18 protein-coding genes are annotated in these 17,462 nt (G+C 75.3%); 10 read left to right on the top strand and 8 right to left on the bottom strand.

What is annotated here, in order from left to right; translation table 11 throughout:
* Nucleotides 1-8 precede the first annotated feature (8 nt).
* On the bottom strand, nt 9-536 hold the full coding sequence (locus tag ACIQPQ_RS24695) for a winged helix-turn-helix transcriptional regulator (protein ID WP_401307261.1): 528 nt from the start codon (nt 534-536) through the stop codon (nt 9-11).
* Between the two features lie 123 nt (nt 537-659).
* Here ACIQPQ_RS24695 and ACIQPQ_RS24690 point away from each other — a divergent pair, with 123 nt between their 5' ends.
* Nucleotides 660-1,082 carry a nuclear transport factor 2 family protein gene (locus ACIQPQ_RS24690; protein WP_401307258.1) on the top strand — a complete coding sequence of 141 codons (423 nt, stop codon included), beginning with the start codon at nt 660-662 and terminating at the stop codon, nt 1,080-1,082.
* Nucleotides 1,083-1,121: 39 nt separating this feature from the next.
* On the opposite strand, the gene ACIQPQ_RS24685 is transcribed toward ACIQPQ_RS24690, so the two are convergent.
* Entirely contained in the window at nt 1,122-1,586 is a 465-nt protein-coding gene (locus tag ACIQPQ_RS24685; RefSeq protein ID WP_383774987.1) for an ATP-binding protein, read from the bottom strand.
* Between the two features lie 364 nt (nt 1,587-1,950).
* On the opposite strand from ACIQPQ_RS24685, the gene ACIQPQ_RS24680 reads away from it, so the two are divergent.
* Nucleotides 1,951-2,778, top strand: coding sequence for an enoyl-CoA hydratase family protein (locus ACIQPQ_RS24680; protein ID WP_401307255.1), 828 nt, complete (start codon nt 1,951-1,953; stop codon nt 2,776-2,778).
* On the top strand, nt 2,775-5,102 hold the full coding sequence (locus ACIQPQ_RS24675; protein WP_401307252.1) for a bifunctional salicylyl-CoA 5-hydroxylase/oxidoreductase: 2,328 nt from the start codon (nt 2,775-2,777) through the stop codon (nt 5,100-5,102). The genes ACIQPQ_RS24680 and ACIQPQ_RS24675 overlap by 4 nt, the downstream gene beginning before the upstream one ends.
* Before the next feature lie 25 nt (nt 5,103-5,127).
* On the opposite strand, the gene ACIQPQ_RS24670 is transcribed toward ACIQPQ_RS24675, so the two are convergent.
* Together ACIQPQ_RS24670 and ACIQPQ_RS24665 are read right to left on the bottom strand one after the other, a co-directional pair.
* Complete coding sequence (locus ACIQPQ_RS24670; protein ID WP_383774981.1) at nt 5,128-5,952, bottom strand: PaaX family transcriptional regulator C-terminal domain-containing protein; 825 nt, start codon at nt 5,950-5,952, stop codon at nt 5,128-5,130.
* Between the two features lie 15 nt (nt 5,953-5,967).
* Nucleotides 5,968-7,572: an AMP-binding protein gene (locus tag ACIQPQ_RS24665; RefSeq protein ID WP_401307248.1), complete on the bottom strand. Its 1,605-nt coding sequence runs from the start codon at nt 7,570-7,572 to the stop codon at nt 5,968-5,970.
* Between the two features lie 165 nt (nt 7,573-7,737).
* On the opposite strand from ACIQPQ_RS24665, the gene ACIQPQ_RS24660 reads away from it, so the two are divergent.
* Nucleotides 7,738-8,892, top strand: a complete 1,155-nt coding sequence (locus ACIQPQ_RS24660) for an acyl-CoA dehydrogenase family protein (protein WP_401307246.1) — start codon at nt 7,738-7,740, stop codon at nt 8,890-8,892.
* Entirely contained in the window at nt 8,889-9,290 is a 402-nt protein-coding gene (locus ACIQPQ_RS24655) for a RidA family protein (RefSeq protein ID WP_401307244.1), read from the top strand. The genes ACIQPQ_RS24660 and ACIQPQ_RS24655 overlap by 4 nt, the downstream gene beginning before the upstream one ends.
* 34 nt (nt 9,291-9,324) lie before the next feature.
* Here the strand turns inward: ACIQPQ_RS24655 and ACIQPQ_RS24650 are convergent, their stop codons facing one another.
* Nucleotides 9,325-9,528 carry a DUF5999 family protein gene (locus ACIQPQ_RS24650; protein WP_401307242.1) on the bottom strand — a complete coding sequence of 68 codons (204 nt, stop codon included), beginning with the start codon at nt 9,526-9,528 and terminating at the stop codon, nt 9,325-9,327.
* Nucleotides 9,529-9,784: 256 nt separating this feature from the next.
* Between ACIQPQ_RS24650 and ACIQPQ_RS24645 the strand changes: the two genes are divergently transcribed.
* From ACIQPQ_RS24645 to ACIQPQ_RS24630, 4 genes are all read left to right on the top strand, one after another.
* On the top strand, nt 9,785-10,228 hold the full coding sequence (locus ACIQPQ_RS24645) for a DUF6299 family protein (RefSeq protein ID WP_401307239.1): 444 nt from the start codon (nt 9,785-9,787) through the stop codon (nt 10,226-10,228).
* A 370-nt stretch (nt 10,229-10,598) separates the two neighbouring features.
* Nucleotides 10,599-11,597, top strand: a complete 999-nt coding sequence (locus ACIQPQ_RS24640) for a DMT family transporter (RefSeq protein ID WP_401307236.1) — start codon at nt 10,599-10,601, stop codon at nt 11,595-11,597.
* 58 nt (nt 11,598-11,655) lie between these two features.
* Nucleotides 11,656-12,327 (top strand): RNA polymerase sigma factor, encoded by a 672-nt coding sequence (locus tag ACIQPQ_RS24635; protein ID WP_401307233.1) that lies wholly within the window; start codon nt 11,656-11,658, stop codon nt 12,325-12,327.
* Nucleotides 12,324-13,436, top strand: a complete 1,113-nt coding sequence (locus ACIQPQ_RS24630) for a CU044_5270 family protein (protein ID WP_401307231.1) — start codon at nt 12,324-12,326, stop codon at nt 13,434-13,436. Before ACIQPQ_RS24635 ends, ACIQPQ_RS24630 begins: the two co-directional genes overlap by 4 nt.
* A gap of 77 nt (nt 13,437-13,513) precedes the next feature.
* Here the strand turns inward: ACIQPQ_RS24630 and ACIQPQ_RS24625 are convergent, their stop codons facing one another.
* The 3 genes from ACIQPQ_RS24625 to modA form a co-directional block, all read right to left on the bottom strand.
* Nucleotides 13,514-14,593: an ABC transporter ATP-binding protein gene (locus ACIQPQ_RS24625; RefSeq protein ID WP_401307228.1), complete on the bottom strand. Its 1,080-nt coding sequence runs from the start codon at nt 14,591-14,593 to the stop codon at nt 13,514-13,516.
* Nucleotides 14,594-14,739: 146 nt separating this feature from the next.
* Nucleotides 14,740-15,498, bottom strand: coding sequence for a molybdate ABC transporter permease subunit (gene modB / locus ACIQPQ_RS24620; RefSeq protein ID WP_383775143.1), 759 nt, complete (start codon nt 15,496-15,498; stop codon nt 14,740-14,742).
* Between the two features lie 224 nt (nt 15,499-15,722).
* Nucleotides 15,723-16,604, bottom strand: a complete 882-nt coding sequence (modA, locus tag ACIQPQ_RS24615; protein WP_401307225.1) for a molybdate ABC transporter substrate-binding protein — start codon at nt 16,602-16,604, stop codon at nt 15,723-15,725.
* Between the two features lie 274 nt (nt 16,605-16,878).
* On the opposite strand from modA, the gene ACIQPQ_RS24610 reads away from it, so the two are divergent.
* Nucleotides 16,879-17,451: a molybdopterin-dependent oxidoreductase gene (locus ACIQPQ_RS24610; RefSeq protein WP_401307223.1), complete on the top strand. Its 573-nt coding sequence runs from the start codon at nt 16,879-16,881 to the stop codon at nt 17,449-17,451.
* Nucleotides 17,452-17,462 lie beyond the last annotated feature (11 nt).

The following is a 17,462-nucleotide window of genomic DNA, read 5'->3' as shown; positions in this document are numbered from 1 at the left end:
CTGCCCGCCTACGCCGTGCCGGTCCCGGCGGCGCGCGGGCGCCGCCGCGACTCCAGTTCGGCGTAGCGCGCCCGCATCCCGTCCCCGGCCGCCGGGCCCGAGGTGAACACGTACGCCTCGCTGTCGTCGAGGCTGCGCCCGGTGCGGGCGTCGACCACGACCGGCTCCGCCTCCCGGCCCGTCTCCGCGTCGACGAGGATCATGGACCGCTCCTCCGGCGCGAGATGCCGGTTGCCCCACGCGGCCAGCGCCACGATCACGGGCCGCAGGGACCGCCCGCGCTCGGTGAGGACGTACTCGTGGCGGACCGGGTTCGTCCGGTACGGCCGCCGCTCCAGCAGCCCGTCCGTGACCAGGGTCTTCAGCCGCGCCGTGAGCATGCTGGTCGAGATGCCCAGGCTCTGCTGGAACTGGTCGAAGCGCGTGTAGCCGTCGAAGGCGTCGTGCAGGATCAGCAGCGTCCACCACTCGCCCACATGCTGCACCGTCGTCGACAGCGGGCACTCCCGGTCCTCCAGCCGCACCCTGCTCGCCATGACACCCTCCGAGTTACTGCTAATGTGAAAGTCACTGGCTTCTATTTTAGCAGTCACCGGGTGGGTCTCCGCGCGGCCCGCGCGCCTCCCGGACACCACCGCACCCGCACCTGCGAGGCAGACATGACCGACCCCCACACCCCCGACAGCCCCCACACGTCCGACGCCCCCGACGCCTCCCGCGCTCCCGATGCCCCCGTCGCCCCGCTCGCCCTCGCCGACCTGCCGGAGGTCGTCGGCCGCTATCTGCGGGCCCACGACGCGCGCGACACCGAGGCCGCCCTGGCCACGCTCGCGCCCGGGGCCTCGGTCACGGACGAGGGCCGCACCCACACCGGCGCGACCGGCGTCCGGGCCTGGCTGGAGCGGGCCGGCAGCGCGTACACGTACACCATCACGCCGGTCCGTGCCGAGCGGGAGGGCCGCGACCGCTGGACCGTCGTCCGGCACCTCGAAGGCGACTTCCCCGGCGGCACCGTCGACCTGCGCTTCCGCTTCGCCCTCGACGAGCACGGCCTCATCCGCGACCTCGTCATCGCCCCCTGACAGCACCCCCGACGCCGCCTCCGGGCGCCGTCCCCGGGATCACGCCGGGCGGGGCCGCCGCTGCGGCGGGACGGCCGCGAGCCGGAACCAGACCGCCTTGCCGGTGTCGGTCGGGCGGTGCCCGCAGGACGAGCTGAGGGCGCGGATCAGCAGCAGGCCGCGCCCGTGCTCCTGCCACGGATCGGGCTCCTGCACGGCGGAGGCCGGGCGGGTCAGGTCGCCCGGCGGCACCGGATCGGGGTCGTGCACCTCGACCTGGCAGCCGGTCGGCAGCAGCCGCACCACCAGCTCTATCGGCTGGTCCCCGGCCGTGTGCTCCACCGCGTTCGCCACCAGCTCGGCGGTGAGCAGCTCGGCCGTGTCGCTGTCGGCACCGTGCTCCAGCTCCGCCAGCGCCGAACGGACCAGGGCGCGGGCCACGGGCACGGCCGCGGCGGAGTGCGGCAGCGCGATACGCCAGGAGGCGGGCGGGGCGGGGGGTTCGTGCACGACGAGTCCGTTCATGGCGCAGGGTCGATCCCAGGGGTCCGGCATCAGGCTGCCCTGCGTGCGGCTTCAGGAATGGTACGGCGGCCTCCCGGTCGGTCACAGGGCGGTCGCCGCAGGGAGCCGGCGGCCCCCGTCACCGGGCGGTCTACCCGCCACAACGGTCCCGTCCGACCGTCCGATCCCGTTGTTACCGCTCTATTGACGACCGGTGACGCCTGTGACGCGCGCGACGCCCCGCGACGCCCGTGACGCCCACGGGACACCCCGCGGGCCGCAGAGGCCGCGAGGATCGCGCCCCTCACTTCTATCGCGTGCTCGTGACGACAGTCACGGTTCGATGATAATTTCGGAGGGACCGCCCGTCGAGGAGGCCGCCCCCATGAGTCCCTTCACCGGCTCCGCCGCCCGTACCCCGCACTGGCGGCACCTGCGCGTCACCCGCGACGACGGCGTCGTCACCGTCACCCTCGACCGCCCCGAGAAGCTCAACGCGCTCACCTTCGGCGCCTACGCCGACCTACGCGACCTGCTCGCCGAACTCTCCCGCGAACGCACGACGCGCGCCCTGGTCCTCACCGGGGAGGGCCGCGGCTTCTGCTCCGGCGGCGACGTCGACGAGATCATCGGCGCCACCCTCGCCCTCGACACCGCCGCACTCCTCGACTTCAACCGCATGACCGGCCAGGTGGTCCGCGCCGTACGCGAGTGCCCGTTCCCGGTGATCGCCGCCGTGCACGGGGTGGCGGCCGGGGCGGGCGCGGTACTGGCGCTCGCCGCGGACTTCCGGGTGGCCGACCCCAGCGCCCGCTTCGCCTTCCTCTTCACCCGCGTCGGCCTCTCCGGCGGCGACATGGGCGCCGCCTACCTGCTGCCCCGCGTGGTCGGCCTCGGCCACGCCACCCGGCTGCTCCTGCTCGGCGAACCGGTCCGCGCGCCGGAGGCCGAACGGATCGGCCTGATCAGCGAACTCACCGAGGAGGGCCACGCCGACGAGGCCGCCCTGCGCCTCGCCCACCGCCTCGCCGACGGACCCGCCCTCGCGCACGCCCAGACCAAGGCGCTGCTCACCGCCGAAATGGACATGCCGCTCGCCGCCTCGGTCGAACTCGACGCGGCCACCCAGGCGTTGCTGATGACCGGCGAGGACTACGCCGAGTTCCACGCCGCGTTCGGCGAGAAGCGCCCGCCGAAGTGGCGGGGGCGGTGAACGGGTCCGGCGGGGAGCCGGCGCGGACGGCCCCGCCGGGGGAGACCCGTCGCCCGCTGAAGGTGGCCGTCGTCGGCGGCGGCCCCGGCGGCCTCTACGCCGCCGCCCTCCTCCAACGCCTCGACCCCGCCCGCGAGATCACCGTCTGGGAGCGCAACGCCCCCGACGACACCTTCGGCTTCGGCGTCGTCCTGTCCGACGAGACCCTCGGCGGCATCGAGCACGCCGACCCCGTCGTGTACGCCGCGCTGCGCGAGGAGTTCGTCCGCTGGGACACCATCGACGTCGTCCACCGGGGCGTACGGCACACCTCCGGCGGCCACGGCTTCGCCGCCCTCGGACGGCGGCGCCTGCTGGAGATCCTGCACGCCCGCTGCCGCTCCCTCGGCGTCGGCCTCCGCTTCCGCACCCCCGCGCCGCCCGTCGGTGAACTGGCCCGCACCCACGACCTGGTGGTGGCCGCCGACGGGGTCCACAGCGGCGTCCGCACCGCCCTCGCCGACGCCTTCCGCCCCCGTCTAACGCCCCACCGCTGCCGGTACGTGTGGCTGGCCGCCGACTTCGCGCTCGACGCGTTCCGCTTCGAGATCGCCGAGACCGGGCACGGCGTGATGCAGCTCCACGCCTACCCCTACGCCCCCGACGCCTCCACCGTCATCGTCGAGATGCGCGAGGAGGTCTGGCGGGCGGCGGGCTTCGACACCCTCGACGAGCGCGCGTCGGCCGAGGCCTGCGCCAAGGTCTTCGCGGAACCCCTCGACGGCCGCCCCCTGCGTTCCCACCGCTCCGCCTGGACCACGTTCCGCACGGTCGTCACCGACCGCTGGTCCCACGGCAACGTCGTCCTCCTCGGCGACGCCGCCCACACCGCGCACTTCTCCATCGGCTCCGGCACCAAGCTCGCCGTCGAGGACGCCCTCGCCCTCGCCGCCTGCCTCCGCGAACAGCCCGACACACCGGCCGCGTTGACGGCGTACGAGGCCGAACGCCGCCCCGTCGTCGCCTCCACCCAGCGGGCCGCCCGCGCCAGCCTGGAGTGGTTCGAGGACCTCGCCCTGTACGTCGGCCAGCCGCCCCGCCGGTTCGCCTTCAACCTGCTCACCCGCAGCCGCCGCGTCACCCACGGCAACCTGCGGCTGCGCGACGCCCGCTTCACCGCCGCCGTGGAGCGGGAGTTCGGCTGCCCGCCGGACACCCCGCCGATGTTCACGCCGCTGCGGCTGGGCGGCCTGACCCTGCGCAACCGGGTCGTCGTCTCCCCGATGGACCTGTACTCCGCGACCGACGGCCGCCCCGACGACCTCCACCTCGTCCACCTCGGCGCCCGCGCCCTCGGCGGGGCCGCACTGGTGATGACCGAGATGGTGTGCGTCTCGCCGGAGGGCCGCATCACCCCCGGCTGCACCGGCCTGTGGAACGACGGACAGGCCGACGCCTGGCGCCGGGTGACCGACTTCGTCCACACCCGCGCCCCCGGCACCGCGCTCGGCGTCCAGCTCGGCCACTCCGGCCGCAAGGGCTCCACCCGCCTGATGTGGGAGGGCATGGACGAGCCGCTGCCCGAGGGCAACTGGCCCCTGATCGCGGCCTCCCCGCTCCCGTACCGCCCCGGCGGCCAGGTGCCGCAGGAGGCGAGCCACGAGCAACTCGGCCAGATCCGGGCGCAGTTCGTGAGCGCCGCCGAGCGGGCCGCCCGTGCGGGCTTCGACCTCCTCGAACTCCACTGCGCCCACGGCTATCTGCTCTCCGGCTTCCTCTCCCCGCTCACCAACCACCGCACCGACGCCTACGGCGGCTCCCTCGACCGGCGGCTGCGCTTCCCGCTGGAGGTCCTCGACGCCGTCCGCGCGGTCTGGCCCGCCGAACGGCCCCTGACCGTACGGATCTCCGCCACCGACTGGGCCGAGGGCGGCACCACCGCCGAGGACGCCGTCGCGATCGCCCGCGCCCTCGCCGCGCACGGCGCCGACGCCCTCGACGTCTCCACCGGCCAGGTCGTCTCCGACGAGACGCCCGCGTTCGGCCGCTCCTACCAGACCCCGTTCGCCGACCGCGTCCGCAACGCCACCGGCGTCCCCGTCATCGCGGTCGGCGCGATCTCCTCCTGGGACGACGTCAACTCCCTGCTCCTCGCGGGCCGCGCCGACCTCTGCGCCCTCGCCCGCCCGCACCTCTACGACCCGCACTGGACCCTGCACGCGGCGGCCGAGCAGGGCTACACGGGCCCCGGCGCCGTCTGGCCCGCCCCCTACCGAGCGGGCAGCCGCCCACCCCGCACGGGCGCCGCCGACACCCCCCGACCCCGCCTCACCCTGGACCGTTGAAGACGCACCACCCGGCGTCGCGCACTCACCCTTGCGGCGGCGCGCCCGCGAACTCCGCCCCGGCGTCCCGCAGTCGGTCGTGCAGCCCCCGGAAGACCGCCGCCGAGCGGGCACCCGGCCAGTCGTCCGGGAGGAGGCTGACCGGGAGACCCGGGTCGGTGTAGGGGAGGTGCCGCCAGGCGTCCAGCGCCAGCAGATAGTCGTGGTAGGCCGCCTCCGGCGGGGTGTCCGCGCGGTGCTCCCAGGCGCGCAGGACCGGGCCGTGGCGGTCGAGGAAGGACTCGTGCTCCTTGGCGATGGCCGCCAGGTCCCACCAGCGGGCCACCGCCTCGGCGGTCGCCGCGAAGCCGAGGTGCTCGCCCCGGAACAGATCCACGTAGGCGTCCAGGCGCAGCCGCCGCAGCGTGTGCCGGGTCTCCTCGTGCAGCCGGGCCGGGGCGATCCACACACCGGGCGCCGCCGTCCCGAAACCGAGTCCGGCGAGCCGCGAGCGCAGGACGTGCCGCTTCTGCCGCTCCGACTCCGGCACCGAGAAGACCGCCAGCACCCAGTTCTCGTCGCCGGGCGGAGTCGTCGCGTAGATCCGCCGGTCCCCGTCGTCCAGCAACTGCCGTGCCTCCGGCGACAGTTCGTATCCGGCGGCGCCCCGCGCGGTGCGCGCCGGGACCAGCAGGCCGCGTCTCTTCAGCCGGGAGACCGAGGAACGCACCGAGGGCGCGTCCACCCCGACCGCGGCGAGCAGCCGGATCAGCTCGGCGACGGGCACCGGGCCCGGCACGAAGCGGCCGTACGCGCCGTAGAGCGTGACGATGAGGGACCGGGGGGCGGGCTGATCGGGCACGTTGATCATCTTAGGTCGTCGGCATCATGGCTGGTCACCATCGGTGTGAATCCAGATGCGCAACTTGAACCGCTGGAGCTTGCCGGTCGCGGTGCGCGGCAGGGCGTCCAGGAACACGAACTCGCGCGGACACTTGTACGGCGCCAACTCCGCGGTGACGAAGGCCCGCAGGGCCTCCTCGTCCGGCCGCACCCCCGGCCGCAGCACGGTGAACGCCACCACCACCTGCCCACGCGCCTCGTCCGACCGCCCGACGACCGCGGTCTCCAGGACGTCCGGGTGGCGCAGCACCGCCTCCTCCACCTCCGGGCCCGCGACGTTGTACCCGGAGGAGACGATCATGTCGTCGGCGCGGGCCACGTACCGGAAGTAGCCGTCGTTCTCGCGGACGTAGGTGTCGCCGGTGACGTTCCAGCCGTCCCGTACGTACTCGCGCTGGCGCGGGTCGGCCAGGTAGCGGCAGCCCACCGGGCCGCGCACCGCGAGCAGGCCCGGCAGGCCGTCGGGGACGGGGTCGCCGTTCTCGTCCTGCACGCGCGCCTGCCAGCCCGGCACCGGCACCCCCGTCGTACCGGGCCGGACACGGCCGTCGGCGGCGGAGATGAAGATGTGCAGCAGCTCGGTCGCCCCGATGCCGTTGATCAGGCGCAGCCCGGTCCGCTCCCGCCACGCCCACCACAGGGCGGCCGGCAGGTTCTCCCCGGCCGACACGCAGCGCCGCAGCGACGACACGTCGTGGGCGTCCAGCTCGGCGAGCATCGCGCGGTAGCCCGTGGGCGCGGTGAACAGCACCGTCACCCGGTGCGCGGCGATCGCCTCCAGCAGCTGCCGGGGTCCCGGGTGCTCCAGCAGCAGCGCGCAGGCGCCCGCCCGCATCGGGAAGACCAGCAGCCCGCCGAGGCCGAAGGTGAAGCCGAACGGCGGGCTGCCCGCGAACAGGTCGTCCCGCCGCGGCTGGAGCAGATGCCGGGAGAAGGTGTCGGCGACGGCGAGCAGGTCCCGGTGGAAGTGCAGGCACCCTTTCGGGCGGCCGGTGGTGCCGGAGGTGAAGGCGATCAGCGCCACGTCGTCGGCGGCCGTGTCCACCGCCGGGTACGGCAGGTCGGAGGCCGACCGGCGCAGCAGGTCGTCGGGGGTGTCGCCGCCGTACGGCGTGATCCGCAGTCCGGGGGCCTCCGCCTTGACCAGGTCGTCCAGCGCGCGGACGTCGCACAGGGCGTGCCGCACCTCGGCGATCTCGCACATCGTGCGCAGTTCGTGCGGGCGCTGCTGGGCCAGCACGGTGACGGCGACGGCGCCCGCCTTCAGCACCGCCAGCCAGCAGGCCGCCAGCCACGGCGTGGTCGGCCCGCGCAGCAGCACCCGGTTGCCGGGGACCACGCCCAGCTCGCCCGAGAGGAGGTGCGCGATCCGGTCCACGCGGGCGCGCAGCTCGCCGTACGTCCAGGGCGGCCCGTCGGGCGTGCGGAAGACGACGTCGTCCGGGGCGCCCCCGGTGAGCAGCTCGGCGGCGGCGTTGAGCCGATCGGGGTAGCGCAGCTCGGGCAGGTCCATGCGCAGGTCGGGCCACTCGCCGGGCGGCGGCAGGTGGTCGCGCGCGAAGGTGTCGACGTGGGCCGAGTCGTGCATGGCGGGCGCCCCCTGGTCTCGGTGCCGGGACGGCGGCGGAACGGCGGGGAGTGGGTGACTCGCCCACCGAGCGTATCGTGTTGGTGACGACAGTCAACGGTTCGCGATACCGTCGACGGTGGCAGCGGAACGTACTCACAGGCCGCCGGCGGAGAGGGACCCGCGATGCCCGCATTCTCACTCGAACCGGAACAGATCGCCTGGTGTGCGGAGCTGCGCGCCCTCGCCGCGGACCGCCTCGCCCCCCTCGCCGCGCGAGGCGAGCCGGGCCGCGTCAACCGGCCGCTCCTCACCGAACTCGGCCGCCTCGGCCTCCTCGACCGCCTGTTCACCTCGGGGGCGGTCGACCTCTGCCTGATGCGCGAGTCCCTCGCCCGCGTCTGCACCGAGGCGGAGACCGCGCTCGCCCTCCAGGGCCTCGGCGCCCACCCCGTCCACGCCCACGGCACCCCCGCCCAGCGCGCCCGCTGGCTGCCCCGCGCCGCCGACGGCACCGCCGTGGCCGCCTTCGCGCTCAGCGAGCCCGGCGCCGGGTCCGACGCGGCGGCCCTCGCCCTCGCCGCCGCCCCCGACGGGCCGGGCGGCTGGCGGCTGACCGGCGAGAAGTGCTGGATCTCCAACGCTCCCGAAGCCGACTTCTACACCGTCTTCGCCCGGACCGGCACCGCGGGCCCGCGCGGCGTCACCGCCTTCCTCCTGCCCGCCGACCGGCCCGGCCTGACCGGCGAACCCCTCGACATGCTCGCCCCGCACCCCGTCGGCCGCCTCCGCCTCGACGCCGTCCCCGTCACCGCCGACGACCTGCTCGGCGCCCCCGGCGAGGGCTTCCGCGTCGCCCTGACCACCCTCGACCTGTTCCGCCCCAGCGTCGGCGCCTTCGCCGTCGGCATGGCCCAGGCCGCCCTCGACGCCACCCTCGCCCACACCGCCCGCCGCGACGCCTTCGGCGGCAAGCTCAAGGACCTCCAGACCGTCGCCCACCAGGTCGCCGAGATGGCCCTGCGCACCGAGGCCGCCCGCCTCATGGTCCACGCCGCCGCGGCCGCCCACGACGCGGGCGCCCCCGGCATCCCCCGCCGCGCCGCCATGGCCAAACTCCTCGCCACCGAGACCGCCCAGTACGTCGTCGACGCCGCCGTCCAGCTCCACGGCGCCCGCGCCCTGCACCGCGGCCACCTCCTCGAACACCTCTACCGCGAGGTCCGCGCCCCCCGCGTCTACGAGGGCGCCAGCGAGGTCCAGCGCGGCATCATCGCCAGAGAGCTGTACCGCGACCTGCCCGCGGCCCCCGCGACGGCGCCGCAGGAGGAGGCGCGGTGAGCGCCGAGCGGCTGAACCCCCCGGAGCTGTCCCCGCCCACCGGCTTCTCGCACGCCGTCGTCGCCACCGGCTCCCGCCTGGTCTTCCTCGCCGGGCAGACCGCGCTGGACGCCGACGGCCGGGTCGTCGGCGCGACCCTGCCCGAACAGTTCGCGCGCGCCCTCGCCAACCTGCTCACCGCCCTCGCGGCGGCCGGCGGCACCCCCGCCGACCTGGCCCGCGTCACGGTCTACGTCACCGATGTGGAGGCCTACCGCGCCTGCGCCCCCGCCCTCGGCCGCGTCTGGCGCGCCGCGGCCGGACGGGACTACCCGGCGATGGCGGTCATCGGGATCGTCCGCTTGTGGGACGAGGCGGCCCTGGTCGAGCTGGACGGGGTCGCGGTGCTGGGGGAGTGACCCTGCGCCGGGCGGCCCCGCGCTGCCATGGGGCTCAGGCGGCCGCCGTCAGGCGGTCCGCCGCCACCCGGTGCGGGGCCTCGATCCGGCCGTCCGGCAACAGGGAACCGGAGTCGTCGAAGACGATCGTCCCGTCGCACAGCAGGCTCCAGCCCTGCTCGGGCCGGGCGGCGACGACATGGGCCGCCGCGGTGCCGCGCCGGGGTCCGGCTGCGGTGGACGTCTGGTGGGAACACATGGCGCACCTCCACGTCGATGGGGCCGTTCGCCCCTGTTCCCGACGATGCGCCCGCGCGTTCCCGGCCGCCAGATCCGGGCGGCGAGTGTGACAGCACCCGGACACGCCGCGGACCGTTCGCCGACGTGCCGCGCGGACTCGCCACCGAAGGAGTGACGGTCACCCCGCCGGACCCGCGCGCCCGGTACGAGTAAGGCCCCACACCACCGGCCCCCGGCCCGCCCCGGGCATCGGCCTGTCCACGGAGGTTCCCCCCATGTCGTTCCGTCCCGTGCTCGCGGCGCTCACCGGCGCTGCGGCCCTGCTGCTGCTCGCCGTGCCCGCTGGTGCCGCCCCGTCCGAGGACCTCACCGTGACGTCGGTCGGCCGGCTCGCCGCCGACGGCACCGTCACCCTCTCCGGCACCTACCGCTGCCTCGGCGCCACCGGCCCGGTCTACGTCAGCTCCTCGCTCACCCAGGAGTCCGCCGCCGACACCGCCGACGGCACGACCCTGCGCCACGGCATCGGCGGCACGCGCGCGCTCTGCGACGGCGCCGTCCACCCCTGGGTGAACACCGGCCGCCCCGCCCCGGCCTCCCTCGCCCCCGGCGCGGCCCGCGTCGAGGCCACCCTCATGGAGCTGCGGCAGCAGGGCGGCCTGCCCCTGCCCCGCTTCCACGCCACACGCGCGCAGGACGTGACGCTCACGGCACGCTAGCCCGTAGCCCGTAGCCCGTAGCCCGTAGCCCGTAGCCCGTAGCCCGTAGCCCGTAGCCCGTGGTCCCCGAGTCCGCGGCCCCGGCTTTTCGGGCCGGGCAGGCGCCCCCCGTCTCCGTGGCCCCGCCCGCACCGTGGCCCGGCCCGCACCGGGGGCGCCTGCCCGGCCGCGCTACGATCCCCTCGTGAACTCCTACTGGCACGTCGTCCTTCCGCCGCTCGCCGTCTGACGGGCGCGCCACCGAAGGACCGGCCTCTCCCACGGCCCCTTCCCGCCCCGCCGGGCCGCCGCCGCGCGGCCCCGGGGCACCTGTCGTGCGCCCGTTCCGGATCGAGAACCCTCCGCATCCGACGACGGAAGACACACGACCGTGCCCGATCGCACCACCACCCCCGCCTCCGCGCGCCCCGCCGCGGCCCCACGCGCCTCCCGCCCCCGACGCCTCGGCGGCCCCGCGCCCGTCCTCGCCGCCGCCCTGCTGTGGGGCACCACCGGCACCGCGAGTTCCCTCGCCCCGGCCGGTGCCCCCGCCGCGGCCGTCGGCTGCGCCGGACTCGCCCTCGGCGGCGCCCTCCTGTTCCTCACCGCGCGCGGCGTCCGTGCCCTGCCGCGGGCCTGCTCCCGCGCCGACCGCGCCCTCCTCGTTCTCGGCGCGCTCGCCGTGGCCGGATACCCCGTCGCCTTCTACCCGGCGGTGGCCCGCACCGGCGTCGCCGTGGCCACCGTGATCGCCCTCGGCAGCGCGCCCGTCCTGGCCGGACTGCTCGCCTGGGCCACCGGGCACGGGCGGCCGACCGCGCGCTGGACCGCCGCCACCGCGGGCGCCGTGCTCGGCTGTGCCCTGCTGGTGCTGAGGCCCTGGCTCACCGGCGCCGGTACGCCGACCGACCCGGTGGGCGTCGCCCTCGCCGCCTGCGCCGGACTGGCGTACGCCGTCTACTCCCTCATCGGCGGGCGGCTCATCACCGGCGGGCACCCCTCCGGCGCGGTCATGGGTGTCCTGTTCGGCGCCGCCGCGCTGCTGGTCCTGCCGGTCGTGCTCCTCACCGGCGCCGACTGGCTCGGCAGTGTGCGGGGCGCGGCCGTGGCCGGGTACCTCGCCCTGTTCACCGTCGCCCTCGCCTACGCCCTCTTCGGGTACGGGCTACGGCGGACGCCCGCGTCCGTGGCCACCACGCTGACTCTGGCCGAACCCGCCGTCGCCGCGGTGCTCGGTGTCGCCGTCCTCGGCGAGCGGCTCCCCGCCGTGTCCTGGGCCGGGCTCGCGGTGCTCGGGGCGGGACTGGTCCTGCTGACCCGTCCGCAGCGGCGACGGCCCGGTCACGGCGTACGCCCCTCCCGCGAACGGGGGCAGACCCGTGGGTTGTGACGCAGGTCACGGGAAGGCGGGGGTGGGTGCCGGACAGCTCAGTGAGGTGAGCACTGATATGCGGACCCGGGTACGGGCCGGGGATCCGACCGTGTTCGCGGAGCTGTTCGACAGCTACGCGCGCGCGGTCTACAACCATGCCTTCCGGCTGACCGCCGACTGGTCGACGGCCGAGGACGTCATGTCCGCGACCTTCCTGGAGGCGTGGCGACTGCGCGACCGCGTCGACCCCGAGGGCGGCTCCCTGCGGCCGTGGCTGCTGGGCATCGCCACCAACACCGCGCGCAACCAGTACCGCAGCAACCGGCGCTACCGGGCCGCGGCCACCGCCGCCGCGGCCGCCGAACTCGCGGTGCCCGACCACGCCGAGGAGGTCGCCGACCGGGTCGACGACCGGCGGCGCCTGGCCGCGGCCCTGACCGCTCTCGCGGGCCTGCGCCGCACGGAACGCGAGGTCGTCGCGCTCTGCCTGGGGGAGGGCCTCGACTACGAGTCCGCGGCCCGCGCCCTCGGCGTCCCCGTCGGCACGGTCGCCTCCCGGCTCTCCCGCGCGCGGCGCAAACTGCGCACCCTGACGGCCGCCGAGGTCGCCGACGCCGGGGCGCCGGTACGGGCCGCCGGAGAAATTCCGCGGAAAAGTTCCGGGAAACGGGAAGGCGGCCGTCCCGCCCGACAGACAAGAGGTGATCACACCCACGTGATCCGGCCCGCGCAGGAAGGAAACCGATGAGCACGGACACCACGGACGGCCAGAACGCGCCCCGGCCAGGTCCGGTCGCACCGCAGGAGGGCGCCTCGCTCTTCGCCGGTACGGCACGCGACCTGCCGACGGGCCGTCACCAGTTCCACAGGGAGCGTCTGATGGTCCAGATCCAGCAGGAACAGCGCGCACAGCAGGACTCCGGGCGGCCCGCCCCGGCGAAGCGCCGGGGACTGCGGCTGCCGCGCCCGGCGATCACCCTGCCGCTGACGGCGGTGGCGGTCGCCACGGCGGTCGTCCTCGCGCTGTCCTCCGGCGGCGAGCAGCCCGGCACGGGCCTCGCCACCGGACCGGCGCTGACCACCACGGTCGGCGTCGCCACCACCAAGGGCGTGCCCCAACTCCTCGACCAGATCTCGCTGGCGGCGGCGAAGACGTCCCACCCGACGGTCGGCGACGGCCAGTTCGTCTACGTCGAGTCGCAGACCGCCGACACCTTCGTCAAGACCGTCGACGACCGGTCGAGCCTGGCCAGTCACGTCCTGCACCGCCGCCAGGTGTGGATGTCCCCGGACGGCAAGGAGGGCTGGCTGATCGACCCCGCCGTCAACGACGACAAGAAGGGCGAGACGCTGAGCCTGCCCGACGAGAAGGGCAACCCCCGCGAGGCCTACCTCAACGGCCCGTCCTACGCCTACCTGGCCGCCCTCACCACCGACCCCGACCAGCTCCTCGCCAAGATCTACAAGGAGACGAAGGGCATGGGGAACTCGCCCGACCAGCAGGCCTTCACCACCATCGGTGACCTGCTCGGCGAGAGCTACCCGCCCGCCGAACTCTCCTCGGCCCTCTTCAAGGCCGCCGCGAAGATCCCCGGCGTGGCCGTCGTGGAGAACGCCGTGGACGCGGTCGGCCGCGAGGGCGTCGCCGTGGTCCGGCTCGACGAGGCCAGCGGCCAGCGCGAGGAGTGGATCTTCGACCGGGCGAGCCACGCCTTCCTCGGCCAGCGGACCGTACAGGTGAAGAAGGGCACCGGGGACGACGCGCTGCTCGTGCCGGGCACGGTCACCCACACCAGCGCGATCACCAAGCGGGCGGTCGTCGACGGCATCAAGGAGGTTCCCTCGCAGGCCGGTTAGGCCCACCCCGCCCGCGCCGGGCGGAGAGGGCCGGGTGCCGCCTCCGCTCAGGCGGGAGAGCCGTGTGCCGAACGTGCTCAGGCCGGATAGGCGTGTGTCTGGGCCGCTTTGACGGCGGCCCAGACCATCGCCCCGGTGTGCAGGCCGAGTTCGGCGGCGGCGACCGTGCCGACGTCGGCCGCCAGCGCCGGTTCACCGCTGAGCGCGACCCGGACGCGGTCGCCGCGGCTCTCCAGTCCGGCGACCTCGCAGTGCCAGACGTTGCGGGCGCTGGACCCGGCCGGGCGGTCCCGGTGCAGGGTCACCGCGTCGGGCGGGAACGTCACGAACACCGGCCCGGACAGGTCGTCCGCCGTGGTGAGCGAGGGCCCCGAGTCCAGCCGTACGGTGTGCCCCTCGGCCCGGCCCCGGTAGAGGTTGAGGCCGACGAGGTGGGCGATGTAGTCGGTGCGCGGATGCCGCGCGATGTCGGCCGGGGCGCCCTCCTGGACCACGTGGCCGTCCTCGACGACGACCAGCCGGTCCGCGAGGACCATCGCGTCCAGTGGATCGTGCGTGACCAGCACCGCGACCGCCTCGAAGTCGTCGAGGTGGCGCCGGAGTTGGGCGCGTACGTCGAGCCGGGTACGGGCGTCCAGCGCGGCGAGGGGTTCGTCCAGGAGCAGCAGCCGGGGCCGGGTGGCGAGCGCGCGGGCGAGCGCCACCCGCTGCGCCTGCCCGCCGGACAGCATGCGCGGCCTGGCCCCGGCGTGCTCGGCCAGCCCCATCCGCGCCAGCCACTCGGCGGCCCGCGCCCGCGCCGCCGCCTTCGGCATGCCCTGGCAGCGCGGCCCGAACGCCACGTTGTCGAGGGCGCTGAGGTGCGGGAAGAGGAGATAGTCCTGGAAGACGACACCGACCGGCCGGGACTCGGGCGCCACCCGCTCCAACGGCACCCCGTCCAGACGTAGATGACCGTCCGTCAGGTCGGTCAGTCCGGCCAGTGCCCTGAGCGCGGTCGTCTTCCCCGCGCCGTTGGGCCCGAGGACGGCGACCACGTCACCGGGGGCGGCGCGCAGCGTGACGTCGAGCCGGAAGTCGCCCCGGTCCACGACGAGTCGGGCGTCGAGACCGTCTCCGGGGGCCGGGGGAGCGTTCTTCGTCAGGGCGTCGGTCATCCGGCGATCCTCCGGCGGTCCGTCGGCGGTGGGACGGTCATCGGGCGGTCCGTGGGGCGTAAGAGAAGCACCGAGCGGTCCGTCGGCCGGGGGAGGGTCACCGAGCGGTCCGTCGGCCCCGGGACGCTCATCGGGCGGTCCGTCGATCATGAGGCGGTCATCCAGCGGTCGCGCAGGCCCGCGAGGACCGCGACGGACACGGCCAGCAGGACGAGACTGAGGGCGATCGCCGCCTCCGGGTCGCTCTGGAGCGCGAGGTAGACGGCGAGCGGCATGGTCTGGGTCCGGCCGGGGAAGTTGCCCGCGAAGGTGATCGTCGCGCCGAACTCGCCGAGCGCCCGCGCCCAGGCGAGCACCGCGCCCGCCGCGACGCCCGGCGCGATCAACGGCAGCGTCACCCGGCGGAACGCGGTGAACCGGGAGGCGCCCAGTGTCGTCGCGGCCTCCTCGTAGCGGGGGTCGGCGGCCCGCAGGGTGCCCTCCACGCTGATGACGAGGAACGGCATCGCGACGAACGCCTCCGCGACGACCACCCCGGCCGTGGTGAACGGCAGGGTGACCCCGAACCAGGTGTCCAGCCACTTCCCGACGATCCCGTTGCGGCCGAGCGCCATCAGCAGCGCCACACCCCCGACCACGGGCGGCAGCACCAACGGCAGGGTGACCAGGGCCCGGACGAGGCCCCGGCCGGGGAACTCGACCCGGGCCAGCAGCCAGGCCAGCGGCACCCCGATGACGAGGCTGACGGCCGTCGCGAGGGTCGCGCAGAGCAGGGACAGCTTCAGCGCCTGCCACACCTCGGGCGCGGTCAGCAGCTCCGGCAGACTCCGCCAGGGCGCGCGCACCAGCAGCGCGACCAACGGCAGCACCAGGAACGCCAGTCCGACGAGGGCGGGCAGGAGCAGCGGGAGCGGGGCGGTGCCGCGCCGGGCACGGAGGCGGGGAGCGTCCTTCCGGCGGGGGCGCCGGGAGCCGCCGTCCCGGCGGGGCCACCGCCAGGCTTCGTCCCGGCGGGGCCGCCGGGGGCCGTACGGGAGTCCCGCCCCGCGCCGGAACCGCGACCCGCCGGGGAGCGGGCCGGAGCCGTGCTCGTCCCGACCGGTCGCGGCGGCGGAGTCGTCGGCCTCGGTCACGGCTGGAGGAAGCCCGCCTCGCTCAGCACCTTCTGCCCCTCGGGGGACTGCACGAGCGCGATGAACGCCCGGGCGGCGTCCGCGTTCTGCGCGTCCTTGAGGAGGGTGATCGGGTAGTCGTTGATGGCGTCGGCGGACTCGGGGAAGTTCACGCCCTCCACCTTGTCACCGGCGGCGTGCACATCCGTCTTGTACACGACGGCGGCGTCCGCCTCCTTCAGCTCGACCTTCGTCAGGGCGGCCTTGACGTCCTGCTCGTAGGAGACCGGGGTGAGCTTGATGCCGCTGGCGTCCAGGGCCTTCTGCGCGGCGGCGCCGCACGGCACCTCCTTGTCGCAGAGCACGACCTTCAGCCCCGGATCGGTGAGGTCCTTCAACGAGGCGATCTTGTCCGGGTTGCCCGGCAGGGTGGCGATCTCCAGCTCGTTGCGCACGAACGTCGCCGGGGTGCCCTCGGCGTCACCCGCGTCGGTCACGATCTTCATCGTCTTGGGGCTGGCGGAGGCGAACACGTCGGCGGGGGCGCCGCCGGTGATGCTCGCGGCCAGCGAGTCGCTGCCGCCGAAGCTGAACGTCACCTTCGTCCCCGGATGGGCCTTCTCGAAGTCGGCGCCGAGCGCCGTGAAGCTCTCCTTCAGCGAGGCCGCGGCGAACACGGTGACCGTGCCGGACAGCTTCGCGGAGCCCGACGCCGACGCCGAGGCGGACGACGAGGTGTCCGAACCCGAGGCGGAGTCGTCGGAGGAGGAGCAGGCGGTCAGCGCCAGCAGCGCGGCGGCGCTCGCACCGGCCGCCGTCAGCATCCGGCGGCCACGGTGTCCACCGGGGGTGAGGCGGGCGCCGAGGGCGCGACGGGTCCGGCGCGCGGAACGGGTCATCACGGGCTACTCCTTCTGAAGTCCTTCTGAGGGCGCGTCCGGGGTGGTGCCCCTGACCGGCCCGGAGCCGGGGACCGGCCGGGAACGGACTCCCGGCGGGCCACCGCCTCACCGGCCGCGCGAACAGGTACGCGTACCGGGAGCATAACGCCGCATCTGCCAGCTGAGTACGGTTGCCCACCTGGTAGGAGCCGCATCATCGAACCGTAAGGAATGGCAGGTGCGTTTGTGCGGGCGGGCCGGGTGGGTACCGTCACCCGGGAGGTGGTGGCCCGTGCGCAAGCCCTTCGCAGCCACCCGCACGACCGAGACGGCGCCTGCCGGACCGACCCGCACCGCGGCGCCACCCGCCGCCCCGGCAAGCGCTGACACGCCACTCGCCGACGCGCCGCCCCTCGCCACCGCGCCGCCCAGACTCACGCTCGCCGGTGACCTGGCCCGTCCCGCCCGGCTGGCCGTGGCCGACCTGCTGGCCTGGCCGCAGCACCGCGCCGAGGTCACCTTCGAGTGCGCCACCGACGGCGCCCGCCGCCACCGGTTCACCGGCCCGCTCCTGCACGACGTGCTCAGTGCCGCCGCCCCTGGCTTCGACGCCGCGCGCCGCAAGGACCGGCTGCGCTTCCTCATCGCGGTGACCGGAGCCGACGGCCACCGCACCCTGCTCACCTGGGCGGAGATCGACCCCGACTTCGGCCGGGCCCCGGTCCTGCTCGCCACCACCCTCGACGACCACCGCCTCGACACCACCGGACCCCAACTGGTGGTCCCCCAGGACCGCTGCGGGGCACGGTACGTGAGCGGGGTACGCGCGATACGGGTGGACGGCGGCTACCCGGGGACGCACTGACCGAGCCCACC

The organism is Streptomyces sp. NPDC091281 (assembly GCF_044757425.1).
GTDB lineage: Bacteria > Actinomycetota > Actinomycetes > Streptomycetales > Streptomycetaceae > Streptomyces.
The sequence above is the reverse complement of the archived record's forward strand: the minus strand, read 5'-3'. Positions and strand labels throughout refer to the sequence as shown.

Excerpts from the sequence above, each read along its gene's own strand:
- modA (WP_401307225.1), bottom strand. The coding sequence starts at position 16,604 with ATGACCCGTTCCGCGCGCCGGACCCGTCGCGCCCTCGGCGCCCGCCTC.
- ACIQPQ_RS24635 (WP_401307233.1), top strand. The coding sequence starts at position 11,656 with ATGCGGACCCGGGTACGGGCCGGGGATCCGACCGTGTTCGCGGAGCTG.
- ACIQPQ_RS24625 (WP_401307228.1), bottom strand. The coding sequence starts at position 14,593 with ATGACCGACGCCCTGACGAAGAACGCTCCCCCGGCCCCCGGAGACGGT.
- ACIQPQ_RS24645 (WP_401307239.1), top strand. The coding sequence starts at position 9,785 with ATGTCGTTCCGTCCCGTGCTCGCGGCGCTCACCGGCGCTGCGGCCCTG.
- ACIQPQ_RS24680 (WP_401307255.1), top strand. The coding sequence starts at position 1,951 with ATGAGTCCCTTCACCGGCTCCGCCGCCCGTACCCCGCACTGGCGGCAC.
- ACIQPQ_RS24660 (WP_401307246.1), top strand. The coding sequence starts at position 7,738 with ATGCCCGCATTCTCACTCGAACCGGAACAGATCGCCTGGTGTGCGGAG.
- ACIQPQ_RS24670 (WP_383774981.1), bottom strand. The coding sequence starts at position 5,952 with ATGATCAACGTGCCCGATCAGCCCGCCCCCCGGTCCCTCATCGTCACG.
- ACIQPQ_RS24695 (WP_401307261.1), bottom strand. The coding sequence starts at position 536 with ATGGCGAGCAGGGTGCGGCTGGAGGACCGGGAGTGCCCGCTGTCGACG.
- ACIQPQ_RS24630 (WP_401307231.1), top strand. The coding sequence starts at position 12,324 with ATGAGCACGGACACCACGGACGGCCAGAACGCGCCCCGGCCAGGTCCG.
- ACIQPQ_RS24665 (WP_401307248.1), bottom strand. The coding sequence starts at position 7,572 with ATGCACGACTCGGCCCACGTCGACACCTTCGCGCGCGACCACCTGCCG.
- ACIQPQ_RS24685 (WP_383774987.1), bottom strand. The coding sequence starts at position 1,586 with ATGAACGGACTCGTCGTGCACGAACCCCCCGCCCCGCCCGCCTCCTGG.
- ACIQPQ_RS24690 (WP_401307258.1), top strand. The coding sequence starts at position 660 with ATGACCGACCCCCACACCCCCGACAGCCCCCACACGTCCGACGCCCCC.
- ACIQPQ_RS24650 (WP_401307242.1), bottom strand. The coding sequence starts at position 9,528 with ATGTGTTCCCACCAGACGTCCACCGCAGCCGGACCCCGGCGCGGCACC.